Source organism: Nocardia sp. NPDC050408, assembly GCF_044458905.1.
Lineage (GTDB): Bacteria > Actinomycetota > Actinomycetes > Mycobacteriales > Mycobacteriaceae > Nocardia.
In genome coordinates, this window is record NZ_JBITIL010000017.1 from 66079 (window position 1) to 79112 (window position 13034).

General features: G+C 64.3%; 10 protein-coding genes and 1 tRNA gene. 6 read left to right on the forward strand and 5 right to left on the reverse strand.

Annotation, left to right across the window (positions count from 1 at the left end):
* The first annotated feature begins 25 nt into the window (after positions 1–25).
* Positions 26–1051 (forward strand): PDZ domain-containing protein, encoded by a 1026-nt coding sequence (locus tag ACIBJI_RS33600; protein WP_396958724.1) that lies wholly within the window; start codon positions 26–28, stop codon positions 1049–1051.
* Here ACIBJI_RS33600 and ACIBJI_RS33605 read toward each other — a convergent pair whose 3' ends face one another.
* Positions 1052–1633 (reverse strand): PPA1309 family protein, encoded by a 582-nt coding sequence (locus ACIBJI_RS33605; protein WP_364356756.1) that lies wholly within the window; start codon positions 1631–1633, stop codon positions 1052–1054.
* A 201-nt stretch (positions 1634–1834) separates the two neighbouring features.
* Here ACIBJI_RS33605 and ACIBJI_RS33610 point away from each other — a divergent pair, with 201 nt between their 5' ends.
* Positions 1835–4837, forward strand: a complete 3003-nt coding sequence (locus ACIBJI_RS33610; protein WP_364356753.1) for a UPF0182 family protein — start codon at positions 1835–1837, stop codon at positions 4835–4837.
* Positions 4838–4948: 111 nt separating this feature from the next.
* On the opposite strand, the gene ACIBJI_RS33615 is transcribed toward ACIBJI_RS33610, so the two are convergent.
* Entirely contained in the window at positions 4949–5500 is a 552-nt protein-coding gene (locus tag ACIBJI_RS33615; RefSeq protein WP_364356750.1) for a transglycosylase family protein, read from the reverse strand.
* Positions 5501–6068: 568 nt separating this feature from the next.
* Here ACIBJI_RS33615 and ACIBJI_RS33620 point away from each other — a divergent pair.
* Positions 6069–6142, forward strand: a tRNA-Met gene (locus ACIBJI_RS33620).
* On the opposite strand, the gene ACIBJI_RS33625 is transcribed toward ACIBJI_RS33620, so the two are convergent.
* From ACIBJI_RS33625 to ACIBJI_RS33635, 3 genes are all read right to left on the reverse strand, one after another.
* Entirely contained in the window at positions 6143–7474 is a 1332-nt protein-coding gene (locus tag ACIBJI_RS33625) for an MAB_1171c family putative transporter (RefSeq protein WP_397087281.1), read from the reverse strand.
* 1 nt (position 7475) lies between these two features.
* Positions 7476–7985: a hypothetical protein gene (locus tag ACIBJI_RS33630; protein ID WP_396958722.1), complete on the reverse strand. Its 510-nt coding sequence runs from the start codon at positions 7983–7985 to the stop codon at positions 7476–7478.
* A 204-nt stretch (positions 7986–8189) separates the two neighbouring features.
* Positions 8190–8762 carry a TetR/AcrR family transcriptional regulator gene (locus ACIBJI_RS33635; RefSeq protein WP_364359345.1) on the reverse strand — a complete coding sequence of 191 codons (573 nt, stop codon included), beginning with the start codon at positions 8760–8762 and terminating at the stop codon, positions 8190–8192.
* A gap of 199 nt (positions 8763–8961) precedes the next feature.
* On the opposite strand from ACIBJI_RS33635, the gene ACIBJI_RS33640 reads away from it, so the two are divergent.
* The 3 genes from ACIBJI_RS33640 to ACIBJI_RS33650 all read left to right on the forward strand — a co-directional run bounded on the left by ACIBJI_RS33640 (position 8962) and on the right by ACIBJI_RS33650 (position 12738).
* Positions 8962–9954: a Rieske 2Fe-2S domain-containing protein gene (locus ACIBJI_RS33640; protein WP_364359270.1), complete on the forward strand. Its 993-nt coding sequence runs from the start codon at positions 8962–8964 to the stop codon at positions 9952–9954.
* Positions 9954–11045 carry a dihydrodipicolinate reductase gene (locus ACIBJI_RS33645; protein WP_364359273.1) on the forward strand — a complete coding sequence of 364 codons (1092 nt, stop codon included), beginning with the start codon at positions 9954–9956 and terminating at the stop codon, positions 11043–11045. Before ACIBJI_RS33640 ends, ACIBJI_RS33645 begins: the two co-directional genes overlap by 1 nt.
* Positions 11046–11157: 112 nt before the next feature.
* Positions 11158–12738, forward strand: coding sequence for an FAD-dependent monooxygenase (locus ACIBJI_RS33650; RefSeq protein ID WP_364359276.1), 1581 nt, complete (start codon positions 11158–11160; stop codon positions 12736–12738).
* Positions 12739–13034 lie beyond the last annotated feature (296 nt).

Below are 13034 nucleotides of genomic sequence, written 5' to 3' on the forward strand. Positions count from 1 at the left end.
GGCGGCGATCATTACTGTGGTCCAGGTGAATCGTCGGATCCTGACCCTGGTGGCCGCCCTGATCCCGGTGCTCGTCCTCGGCGTGGTGGGCAGCCTGCTCACTGTGCCCTTCGTCGCACTCGGGCCGGGACCCACGTTCAATACCCTCGGCTCGGTCGATGGCAAGCAGGTTGTCGACGTCCGCGGCGCCGAAGTAGACCCGGTGACCGGTCATCTGAATATGACAACGGTCTCGGTCCGCGACGGACTCAATATCTTCGAGGCGTTCGGATTCTGGGTCAGTGGTGAGCACGGACTGGTCCCGCGCGCCGAGGTATATCCGCCCGGTGTGCCGCGCGAGGAGATCGATAAGTCCAACCAGGAGGACTTCAAGGATTCCGAGGGCAATGCCGAGGTGGCGGCGCTGCACTTGCTGAACCTGCCGACGGTGGTGCTGGTGCGAAAGGTCTCCGACGACGGCCCGGCCAAAGAGACGCTTAAGGCGGGCGACGAACTGGTCAGCGTCAACGGCGCACCGATCGCCACGCCCAAGGATGTCGTCACCGCGGTGTCCTCGCAGGCGCCGGGCAGTCAGATCACCGTGACCTACCGTCGGGAGAACACCGAACAAACCGCGACCATCACCCTGGCCGCCCGCCCCGACGACGCGAACAAGGGCTACCTCGGCCTGACCCCGACCGAGGGCGCGCGCCCGCCCATGCGGGTCTCGTTCAACCTCGCCGATATCGGTGGACCGTCGGCCGGTCTCATGTTCAGCCTCGCGCTGATCGACAAGCTCACGCCCGGTGAACTCGACGGTGGCAAGTTCGTCGCCGGTACCGGAACCATTGATCAGGACGGCAAGGTCGGTCCGATCGGCGGCATCCAGTACAAGATGATGGCCGCGCGCGATGCGGGTGCGCAGACCTTCCTGGTCCCGGCGGCCAACTGCAATGAGGCAAAACAGCGTACGCCCGACGGACTGCGCCTGGTGAAGGTCGAAAACCTCAGCGGCGCAGTGCAATCACTCAACGACATCAACGCTGGTCGGGAGACCGTCTCCTGCGGCTGATCACTCCATCGTGTGGTGCAGTGCCTCGACCAGGTTGGGCGCCAGATTCGGATAGGTGCGCAGGTCGAGATCGCCGAAGTCGTCGGCATCGTCCTCGGGCTTGACCTGCAGCAGGCACAGCTCCGCGCCGGTGCGCAGTACCGCGGCGAACAGCCGGGCCGTGCGTCGCCCCGGATGGGTCTCGGCCGCGGCGCGCGCGGCGGCGTCGGCGGCCTCGTGATCGGCGAGTAGCGGGGTGAGCGCATCGTCGAGAGTGCTCTCGGCATCCGGCGGCAGCACGACGATCTCCTGGACGAGCACACAGCCGCTCACGCCATCGGGCCAGCTGGTGGTGGCGAGGAATTCGTCGAGCGCCATCGATCCGCCGGTGATGTCCGCCGGGAACGACTCCTGCGCAATGGGAGTGAGCTCGCTGCCCTGATCCAGCTGATCGAGCAATCCGGGCTCGGCCGCGACCAGATCGACGGTCGGCACCAGCGCGAACATCTGCGGCGGTCTGCCCCAGCCCTCGGCATCGACGAATTCCGCCACTTCACGGACGGAACGGGCGAGGACGAGTTCGGCGTGCAGGTCTGCGGTCACATCGATATCCAATCAAACACTCGGAATCGATAGCTCGGTGCGTGCGTAATCGCAGACCAATTGCAACCCACCGGTCTGTACCCTCTCAGATTCCGTAGAGTGGGCCGAAACGGTCCGCTTTGGACCACCTGCAACATCGGACTGCGGTGTCACGGCCGAGAACATCGGTGCGCGCGCCGCCGGACCTTGGAGAGTGGCATCGTGGGCATGCGGCCCCCCACCGGCTTACCTTCGTTGTCCCGACGCAGCCGAGTGCTGCTGGTGGCGGCCATCATTCTGGCGGCGCTGCTGCTGCTGGGACCGCGGCTGACCGACACCTATACGAACTGGTTGTGGTTCGGCGAGGTCGGTTTCCGCAACGTCTATCTCACCGTGCTGCGCACGCGGATCCTGTTGTTCATCGTCGTCGCGTTGTTCGTCGGTCTTGTCGTGTGGTTGGCGCTGCTGCTGGCGTACCGGACCAGGCCGGTATTCATACCGGTGGCGGGTCCGAACGATCCGATCGCGCGCTACCGCACCACCGTGATGAGCCGGCTCAAGTTGTTCGGGATCGGCATTCCGCTGGTGCTCGGCGTGCTCTCCGGTTTGGTGGCGCAGTCGAATTGGGTCACCGTGCAGTTGTTCCTCAATGGCGATTCGTTCGGCCAGAAGGATCCGCAGTTCGGCCTGGATGTCGGGTTCTACGCCTTCGACCTGCCGTTCTACCGGATGGTGCTGAACTGGTTGTTCGTCGCGGTGGTGATCGCATTCTTCGCCAGCCTGGTGACGCACTACGTCTTCGGCGGCCTGCGTCTGACCGGGCGCGAGGGCACGCTGACCAGGCCCGCGCGCATCCAGCTCGCGGTGATCGCCGGAATCTTCGTGCTGCTCAAGGCGATTGCCTACTGGTTCGACCGCTACGAGCTGCTGTCGAGCAGTCGTAAGGAGCCGACCTTCACCGGTGGCTCCTACACCGATATCAACGCGGTACTGCCCGCGAAGCTGATCCTGCTGTCCATCGCGGTGATCTGCGCGATCGCCTTCTTCGCCGGTATCGTGCTGCGCGATCTGCGGGTGCCCGCGATGGCGGCCGCGCTGCTCGTGCTCTCCTCGGTCCTGGTGGGCGCGGTGTGGCCGCTGGTGGTCGAGCAGTTCTCGGTGCGCCCGAACGCCGCCGACAAAGAGAGTGAATACATCGAACGCAATATCGCCGCGACCAGGCAGGCGTTCGGCATCACCTCGGACAAGATCGAGTACAAGGACTACAAGGGCGACAGTTCGAAGAGTCCGCTGGAAGTTCCGGTGGATGCGGCGACGATCGGCAATGCCCGCCTGCTCGACCCGAATATCCTGTCGCCCACGTTCACTCAGCTCAAGCAGCTGAAGAACTTCTATGGCTTCCCGGAGTCGCTGGACATCGACCGCTACAACCTCAACGGCGATATCCAGGACTACATTGTGGCCGCCCGTGAACTGCACCCGTCGGCGCTGAGCGGTAACCAGACCGACTGGATCAACAAGCACACCGTCTACACCCACGGCAACGGCTTCGTCGCGGCGCCCGCCAACCGGGTCAACCGGCCGCAGTACGAGGACCCCAATGCCAACACCGGCGGCAGTAGCGACAGCGGATATCCCATCTTCCTGGTCAGCGACCTGTTCAACTCGACCGACCAGCAGCAGATCAAGGTCGACCAGCCGCGCATCTACTACGGCGAGCTGATCTCGCAGTCCAATCCGGACTACGCGATCGTAGGCGCCTCCAACGGTCAGCACCCGCGCGAATACGATTCCGACACAGCGCAATTCACCTACAGCGGCAAGGGTGGCGTCTCGATCGGGAACTGGTTCAACCGGTTGGCCTTCGCGGCCAAGTACACCGAGCGCAATCTGCTGTTCTCCTCGGCCATCGGCGACGACTCCAAGATCATCTTCAACCGCAGCCCGCGCGAGCGGGTGCAGAAGGTGGCGCCCTGGCTGACCACCGACGGCAATGCCTATCCGGCGGTCGTCAACGGCCGGATCCAGTGGATCGTCGACGCGTACACCACGCTGGACAACTACCCGTACGCGCAGACCACCTCGCTGGAGGGGGCTGTCGAGGACAGCATCGATAAGAAGACCGGAAGGCTCTTGCCGCGCAAGGAGGTCAGCTACATCCGCAACTCGGTGAAGGCCACCGTCGACGCCTACGACGGCACGGTGACCCTCTACGAGGTGGACCCGACCGACCCGGTGCTCAAGGCCTGGCGCGGTGTGTTCCCTGGCGCGGTCAAGCCGGAGAGCGAGATCTCACCGGAACTGCGCGCGCACTTCCGCTATCCCGAGGATCTGTTCAAGGTGCAGCGCGAAATGCTGACCAAGTACCACGTGGACAATCCGCGAGAGTTCTTCACCAACAACGCTTTCTGGTCGGTGCCGAGCGATCCGACCACCGAGGGTGGCACCTTCAATCAGCCGCCGTACTACGTGCTGCTGGGTGATGCGTCGGCGAACAATAAGCCGGTATTCAATCTGACCAGCGCCATGGTCGGCTACAACCGGCAGTTCCTGTCCGCCTATATTTCGGTGCGCTCGGATCCGGACGGCTACGGCAAATTCACGATCTTGCAATTGCCGACCGATACGCAAACACAGGGTCCGCAACAAACGCAGAACAGTATGACGACGGCACCGGAAGTCTCCAGTCAGAAAACACTGCTGTCGAACTCGAACAAGATCAGATATGGCAATCTGCTGACATTGCCGATCGCGGACGGCGGAATCCTTTATGTGGAGCCGTTTTACAACGAGCGAAATACCGGCGCGGGCAGCTCCACCTTCCCGCAGCTGCTGCGGGTGCTGGTGAGTTATCGCGATGTGGCGGGCAGTGTCAAGGTCGGCTTCGCCTCCACCCTGGCCGATGCGCTGAACCAGGTGCTGCCGGGGACAGGTTCGCTGGCCACGCCGTTCGGCGGTGATCCCGCGAGCAGGCCGAAACCGGGTACCGCGCCACCGACGGATCACGGCGCCACGCCGCCGACGCAGGGCGCGACACCGCCGTCACAGGGCACCACGCCGCCGCCCGCGACTGGTTCCGGCGCCAAGGATGCCGCGGCCGCGGAGCTGAGTAAGAAGATCGAGAATGTGCGAAATGCCATGAAGTCCGGGAGCTTCCAGGACTTCGGCAAGGCACTGGAGGAACTGGACGCCGCGGTGAAGGCGTATCAGGACGCCGGTCGCTGATCCGACGAGAACGGCCCCGTCACCCGGAAATCCGGGTGACGGGGCCGTTCTCATTGACGTCGAACCGACGTCCACCTCGGCGCCGTTGCCGAGTGACGTCGGATTCCTACGTCAGCGACCGAACGAGTCGATCAGTGCACCGTTCTGGTCCAGCAGCTGCTGGTACTGGCCTTCGAGGCCGTTCTGCTTGGCCAGCTGGTAGCCCGCGGACCGGGCCTGCTCGATGGCGGACTTGACGCTGGAGACGGGGGCAGGGGCAGCCTCGGGAGCGGCGGGCTCCGGCTCGACGACAGCCGGTGCCGGGCTCGGCGCTGATTCTCCGGTGCGCAGGTACTGACCGCAGACCGGCCAGGCGCCCGCACCCTGGGTGGCGAGCACATTCTCGGCCACCCGGATCTGCTCGTCCTTGCTGGCGCTATTGGCGGAACCGTGGCCACCGTTGGCCGCCCAGGTGCTCTGCGAGAACTGCAGACCGCCGTAGTAGCCATTTCCGGTGTTGATACCCCAGTTGCCACCGCTTTCACACTGCGCGACGCCATCCCAATTGTGGGTCGGGGCGGCCGCTGCGGTGCCGGTGGAAAGACCGAACGGGACGGCAACGATTGCGCCGGTGACAGCGGCATAGCCGAGGGCGCGGGTGCTGAGCTTTCGGTGCTTCGACATGTTGTATTCCCTCCCTGCGCCCACCGCCCCCGGTAATGCAAAATGCCGAGTCCCTGCCCCCAGGTGTGTCGGGGATCCTCGGACCGCGGGACAGGGTCGCCGGTGTTCGGCGGTTCGAGTTCGAGCCCATCACGTTTGATCCGGGCCGTGGCTCGACGGTAACGAAGAAATCTCATCAGATCACATCTTGATAACTTCCCCATTGTATGAAGCGAATAACGTGTATATCGATGTTTGCGCAGGTCGCAAATGCCATAAGAATGGATTCCGGTCGGTCGGTTATAGCACCGTTATGTGTTCGGTATCACTGCGAAATAGTGACTCAGGTCACGTTTGAAGCCCTTGGGTGAGTGGCCTGTTGCATTTGAAACGGCTTTCGCCGCTGCGCTCGCTCGGGTTCGGTGGATGGATTCGGTAGCTGCCCGCCGCCGCCCGTCGGAGCCGTCTGCGCAACCTCGCCCGACCTGCCCCGCCACGGGCTATCCGGCCCGGCTGACCAGGGTAAACCCCCTGGAAGATAAGCGATTTGCCTTCCGTGCGTAGACGTGTGTAATGTTGTGTTTACCGACGCGGGGTGGAGCAGCTCGGTAGCTCGCTGGGCTCATAACCCAGAGGTCGCAGGTTCAAATCCTGTCCCCGCTACTAGGGAAACGGCCCGGAACTCAAATGTTCCGGGCCGTTTTTCATTTGGTGCTCGAGCGCGCGTTGGGAATCGTTGCAAGGCTCCTTATCCAGGGCCGATGACCGAGCCGAGGTCGGGGAGGATGCCGCACCGCGTCCGTGCGCTGGCGGATACACATATGTACGCGATGGCGACTTTGTCATGCCGCGGACGTGCCGCCATGCCTTGGCGAGTGCGAGTAGTTGGCGCAGTTCCGTGGTGAGGTCGCGTGCCCCCGGCTGGATTTGGTGCCGGCGCGTGAGCCGGCTAGCTCTCGGGGGGCGCCCGGCAGCTTTGGTGGCGATGGCATCGGCGATGCGGCGGGCATGGGTATGTGGGTCGTCGCCGGTGGCGGCGAGATCGTCGGGGCTGTCGCTGTAGCGCTCGAGATGTAGCAGGCTGTCGAGGATCTCGACCATCATGCGGTGCAGACGGATGGCTGGGTCTGTTCGGCCGTTGTGGTCGCGTCGCGTCTGCAGGACGATTTCGGGTACGGCTGCGGTGAGATCGGCCCACATCGGCCGCAGGCGGCGGCAGTATCGGCCGGTGCGGTCGCATCCGATGTGGGTGAGCAGGGTGCTGATCAGCGGCACGGTGATCGTGGTGGGAGCGGCGACGGCCGAGAGAAGGAAGCCGCCCCATGCTTCCCAGTGCATCTCGGGATCGAATGACGGTCGGCCTGTCATGAGACTGGTGATGGTCCCGAGCGGGTATCCGACCGCTATCGCCCCGAGGCCCGCTATGGTGCCCAGGACCGCTGTGTACAGTGCACGTTCCTGCCAGGTGGTGTCGCCTGCGGTGCGCATCTCGCGCACACTCACCCGGGCTAGGAGCAGGGCTGTAGCGCCGAGCGGCGGGGAGAACGCGAGACAGACCACGACAGCGGGCCAGCCGAGGGTTTGGTCGATCAACTGGTTGGCGTGGCGGGCGGGTGTGCCTGCGATCAGGATGACGGTGGTGGCGGTGATCGTGACGAGGTAGTAGCGCCGCTGCCTGCGCCATGTGTGGGCGGGGTCGGCGCCTGCCCACAACTTGGCGAGGCCGTAGATATTCGACATGGTCAACAGGGTTGCTCCGAGTGAGAGCTGTCGGGCGATGTTCACCACTTCGGTGTCGTCGCCGGGCAGTAGCCAGGCCAGTGACTGTTCGAACCAAGCGTCCCGTAACAGGTTTTCGGCGAGAGCGGCGGCGAGTCCGCGGTTGATGAGTCGGTCGACGGTGCTGTCGCGCAGCAGCCACCACCGACCGGCGAGCACCATCGTGAGGCCTGTCAGGACGGGCCAGGTGATCAGACCCGGGATCGGGGAGGTCATCTCATCGGTGCCGGTTTCGGAAGAACGTGGAGCGGAACCGGCTCGCTGACCGCTTCGGCAGCATCGCTTCGACCAGTAGCAGGTCGGCGAAGGTTTCGGCGGTGCGCTCGCGCTCACTGCCGTAGTCTTGGCGCCGAAGTACGCTGCGGATGGTTTCCAGCGACAGCGAGGGCATCAATTCGCGCAACGACAGATCAGCCACGGCGGCCCCGGGACCGCTCGCGGTCCCGTGGCCGAGCAGCATGTGACCGATCTCGTGGGCGATGATGTGATCGGCATGCCATTCGGAGTCGGCTCCGTACATGATCACGTCGTCGCTTTCCCGGGCAATCCACAGGCCACTTCCGGTGCCGCATCCGTTGCCCGAGAGTGCGCCGATGTCGATCGGGCACAACGTGATCGGCCGTCCCCGGTACTCTGCCACCCGCGCGATGTATTCCGTTATGTCCCATGGGTGGGGGATCGGTACCAGGCGACCCAATTCCTCGAATCGCGCGGCGAGATCCTCCATTACGCCTTCCCTCGTTGATCACGTCACCCATGCCGATATTGCGGTGAGCGTAGTCGCTCATGCAGCATTGCCGCGAACGTGGCCCGGCGCTTCCGTCAGCACCACCAAAACTGTTGGTGTACGCGCAAAGCCGGGCCGCACACCAGCTCCCGCACCAGTGAATCTCTGGCGGGTTCAGCGCTGCTGATCCGGGTCGGGTGATCGTCAAACCGCCGTGCGTCCCGAATCCTCGAGGTAGGCGACGATGGCGTTGGTGAGTCCACGCCGAGCCTTGTCGAGGTCGGAGTAGGTGCCGAGTTGGCGTTCGGAGTTGATGCCGCGCATGGCGCCTGGAATCAGCGCTGCGATCTCCTCGACGCGGTCGGGGTCCACGCCGAGGTCTGCGAAGGCGTTTTGGCAGGTTTCGAGCCAGCCGTGGCCCCAGGATGCGAGCTCGGCGGCGGTGCGCGGGTAGAGCTGTTCGAGTTCGGTGTGATCGCGCGGCAACGCGGCACGCAGATTTTCGATCGCACGGGAGTCAGGGGAGGTGAGTCCCGCGTAGAGGGTGTCGATGATGCCGGCGACTCGCTGACGAAGCGGTGCCGCGGTGTCGGTGAAGGTGAGCATTTCGGCTCGCCGCTCGGCGGTGTAGTGCAGCACGGCGGCCCAGAGCCCGTCGTTATCGCCGAACTGATATTTGACCGCACCCCAGGTGGCGCCGATCTCGCGGGCGATCTTGCTGGCCGACACTGCGCCGGGGTCTCCGGTGGCCAGCGAGCGCACCGCCGCTTTCAGCATGTTCTCCCGGGTGGCATCGCCACGGCGATTCGTGCGTCGCTCATAGCCATCCCGGTCGGTCACTTTCCAGATGTTAGCGGGCGGAGCGGATCCGGCCGCATTCGAATCCCTGCCCGCTGAGCCGCTTTTCATATTTTCACAGTACCCACTGTGATAATTTCACAGCGGTCACTGTGATCTGCCGAGAGAGGACAGCGAGATGGCGAAGCCGCCGCTATCGATGAAGCCGACGGGATGGTTCCAAGTCGCATGGTCGGCCGAGGTCGGCGTCGGTGCGGTCCACCGGATGACGTATTTCGGCCAGGAGTTGGTGGCGTGGCGGGCACAGTCGGGTCTGCTGACGGTGATGGATGCGTACTGCGAGCATCTCGGCGCTCATCTCGGATTCGGTGGTCACGTCGAGGGCGAGGTCATCGAGTGCCCCTTTCATGGCTGGCAATGGAACCATGAGGGCCGCAACGTCTGCATTCCGTACGAGAAACATCCCAACCGGGGCAGGCGCATCCGCACCTATCCGGTCGTCGAGCGCAACGAATCTGTGTACATCTGGCACGACATCGACGGTCGCTCGCCCTACTTCGATGTGCCCGACGTGTTCGCCGGATTCGGCGACGACAGTGGCCCGGCCGACTACTATCCATCGGCCACCCTGTTCCGGGAACGACTGGAACTGCATCCGCAATACGTGCTCGAAAACGGTGTCGACTTCGCACATTTCAAGTTCGTGCACCAGACGCCGATCGTGCCGGTATTCACCCGGCACGACTTCGACGAACCGGTGTCCTACGTCGACTTCACGATCACCTTCGAAGGTGATGACGGACAGTCCATCGAGGATGTCAACAGTGGCGTCGAGGCGATCAATGGCGGACTCGGCGTCGCGGTGACCAAGAGTTGGGGAATGGTCGACAACCGGACCATCACGGCGGTCACCCCGGTCGACGACAGCACCTGCGATGTTCGCTTCAGCGTGTACATCGGCCGTCGGCCCAGCTCCGATCCGGCGCAGGCCGAGCGAAGAGCACAGGCGTTCGCCCAGGAGGTCATTCGCCAGTTCACCCAGGACGTGAATATCTGGCAGCACCAGCGCTACTCGGATCCACCGGCACTGTCCGGAAGTGAGTACGAGGGTTTCCACGCCATCCGCATCTGGGCCGAGCAGTTCTATCCAACGCACGAAAGCAGGCATTGATGAACGCCTCAACCAAGGCGCCGATCCGAGTGTTCCAGGTCGCCACCGGCAATGTCGGAACCGAGATGATCAAACGAATCGGCAACCATCCCGATCTCGAACTCATCGGATTGCATTGCTACACACCGGAGAAGATCGGCCGGGACGCCGGCGAGATCGCCGGTCTGGCACCGAACGGCGTCATCGCGACCGGCTCGGTCGAGGAGATCATCGCCGCCGCGCCCGACGTGCTCACCTTCCACGGCGTATTCCCCGACGAGGACCTCTACGTCCAGGTGCTCGAAGCGGGCATCGACATCGTTACCACCGCGGACTGGATTACGGGTTGGCATCGCGACACCAACCACCCGCACCCGTCGGGCAAGCCGGTGACACAGCTGCTGAGCGAGGCATGCGCCAAGGGCGGCTCGACCTTCTACGGCACCGGCATGAATCCGGGCCTGAACCAGATCCTCGGTGTGGTGTGCTCCGCCGACGTCGCCGAGATCGAGAGCATCATCACCCTCGAATCCGTCGACGTGTCGTGTCACCACTCGAAGGAGACCTGGATCGAGGTCGGCTACGGGTTACCGGTCGAGGATCCGAGCATCTCGGGCAAGCTGGAGAAATACACCAGTGTCTTCGCCGACAGCGTCTTGATGATGGCCGACTGCTTCGGTCTGGATCTAGACGGGGTCGAGTTCACATGTGAACTCGGCGCTTGCACCAAGGATATCGATCTGGGCTGGTACCGGCTGCCGAAGGGCTCGCTCGGCGGTAGTCACATCAAGTACCAGGGCATGGTCGACGGTGTTGCGAGGATCGAGACGCATCTGGAGTGGCAGATGACCCCGCACACCGACCCGAGCTGGAATATCAAGGGCTGCTACATAACTCAGATCAAGGGCGATCCGTGCATCTACAACAAGCACATGATTCTCCCGAAGCCCGGCGTCGACCTCTCCAATCCGGACAACTTCGCCTCGATCGGCATGACCGTCACCGGACTGCCCGCGCTCAATGCGATCGCGTCCGTGGTGGCTGCTCCGCCGGGACTGCTGACCAGTGCGGATCTCCCGCTGCGCGGATTCGCTGGTCGTTTCAAGAACTAGGAAACGGGGCGCGCCCACTCATTTCCCTTCTCAACTTATAACGCACCCGGGGGCTTGTGGCAAGACCCGGGTCGTGCTGCAGAATCGCTGGCCGAGGCCAGAACCTGCGGAGATGGGAAATAACCGAATGCATGTGACCGACACCGATGTGATCATCGTGGGTGCGGGCCCGACGGGGCTGATGCTGGCCGCCGAGTTGCGACTGGCCGGGGTGCGGCCGCTGGTATTGGAGCGGGCGCCGCACCCCCGAGACATCCCGAAAGCCGGTGGTATCGGCGGACAGATCCTGGAACTGCTGCGCTACCGCGGGCTGCTGGAACGCTGCGAAGCGGCCAACACCGATCCGATCCCGCCTCCCCGGTTCCCGTTCGGCGGTGTGCACGTGGACTTGACGCACCTGCCGGATCCGCCGCTGCACGCGCTGCCGCTCCCGCAGCATCGACTCGAGCGCGTGCTCGGTGAACGGGTCGGTGAACTCGGTGCGGCGATCCGCCGCGGACATGAAGTGGTCGCGGTGAGCCAGGACGACGCCACGGTGACCGCGCAGGTGCGCGGACCGGACGGGACGTACCAGGTGACCGCCCGATACCTGGTGGGCTGTGACGGCGGGCGCAGCCGGATCCGCGATATGGCGGGCATCGCATTTCCCGGTACCACGTATCCGGAGGTAAACCGGCTTGTTCAGGTCGCCGTGCACGATTCGGTGACCGTGCTCGACAATGGCGACCTCGACGTCCCGGGGTTCGGCAAGGTCCGCGCGGGTTTCACGCAAACAGAGCGCGGTATGTTCGCGAACGGGTCGACCACTCCCGGACTGCTCGGTCTATTCACCGCCGAAGACGAGTCCACCGAATACGACGACGACGAACCGATGACCCTGACCGAGTTCCAGGACAGCGTCCGCCGGGTACTCGGCGCGGATCTACCACTGGGAGAGCCGATTCGGCTGTCGCGCTTCACCTTCAAGGATCGGTTGGCCGAACGGTACCGTGCCGGGCGGATCCTGCTGGCCGGTGATGCGGCCCACCTGTTCCCGGCAACGGGTGTGGCGATCAATGCGGGCATGCTCGACACGGTCAACCTTGCCTGGAAACTGGCCGCCGACATCGACGGCTGGGCGCCGGAGGGACTGCTCGACACCTATCACGACGAACGTCACCTCGCCGGCGCGCGGACACTGCTGCACACCCGGGCCCAGGTGGCGCTGCGGCGCGGACAGGACGCGGCCGCCGAAGCGCTTCGGCAGGTCTTCCAGGAACTGCTCCTCGACGAGAAGCCATTGCGTCGCGTTGGAGCCCTCATCGCGGGCACCGACATCCGCTACCCGCTACCCAACGCCAACGAGCACGCCTTGACCGGCACCTTCGCGCCCGACCTTCCGCTCTACACCGACCAGGGCGCAACCAGCGTCGCGGAGCTCATGCACACCGCGCGGCCCATGCTGCTCGTCCTCGCCGATCGACCGGAACTCCTCGAGATCGCCCGAGACTGGCAACCCCGCATCGAAATCCACACCGCCCGAACCGATCACCGCCCAGCCGACGCCCTGCTGATTCGCCCCGACGCCCATATCGCCTGGGCGGCAACGGTCGAGGAACCCATCGATACCGCCGCGCCCGCGCTGCGAGAAGCGCTCGCCGGCTGGTTCGGCGCACCTGTCGAAACACCAGTGCCCGCCGGTCAGTCCCGCTGATCGGTCGTTGTTCCCGCCACTTCTCCCGCAGGTCCCTGCGGGAGAAGTGGCTGCGCGCCCAGAGGGTTCAGGCGTGTCCCTCACACAGTGCGCTGAGCGCGGTCAAGGACGCCAGGCGGTGCAGGAGGGCGGTTTTCGTGTGCTCGGCGTCGATCGTGGAGGTTTCAGCGAGACTCCTCGGGACCCGCACCGAAGTGCCGTCACGATGGCCCGCGGGAAGCGTACGAAGTGGACGTTAGGTGAACAACTAGTATCGCAAAAGTGTTGCCACGCAACAATAGTTGCGTCATGCTGAG

Coding starts and splice junctions, on each gene's coding strand:
- ACIBJI_RS33640 (WP_364359270.1), top strand. CDS start 8,962: ATGGCGAAGCCGCCGCTATCGATGAAGCCGACGGGATGGTTCCAAGTC.
- ACIBJI_RS33635 (WP_364359345.1), bottom strand. CDS start 8,762: ATGCTGAAAGCGGCGGTGCGCTCGCTGGCCACCGGAGACCCCGGCGCA.
- ACIBJI_RS33625 (WP_397087281.1), bottom strand. CDS start 7,474: ATGACCTCCCCGATCCCGGGTCTGATCACCTGGCCCGTCCTGACAGGC.
- ACIBJI_RS33630 (WP_396958722.1), bottom strand. CDS start 7,985: ATGGAGGATCTCGCCGCGCGATTCGAGGAATTGGGTCGCCTGGTACCG.
- ACIBJI_RS33615 (WP_364356750.1), bottom strand. CDS start 5,500: ATGTCGAAGCACCGAAAGCTCAGCACCCGCGCCCTCGGCTATGCCGCT.
- ACIBJI_RS33650 (WP_364359276.1), top strand. CDS start 11,158: ATGGGAAATAACCGAATGCATGTGACCGACACCGATGTGATCATCGTG.
- ACIBJI_RS33645 (WP_364359273.1), top strand. CDS start 9,954: ATGAACGCCTCAACCAAGGCGCCGATCCGAGTGTTCCAGGTCGCCACC.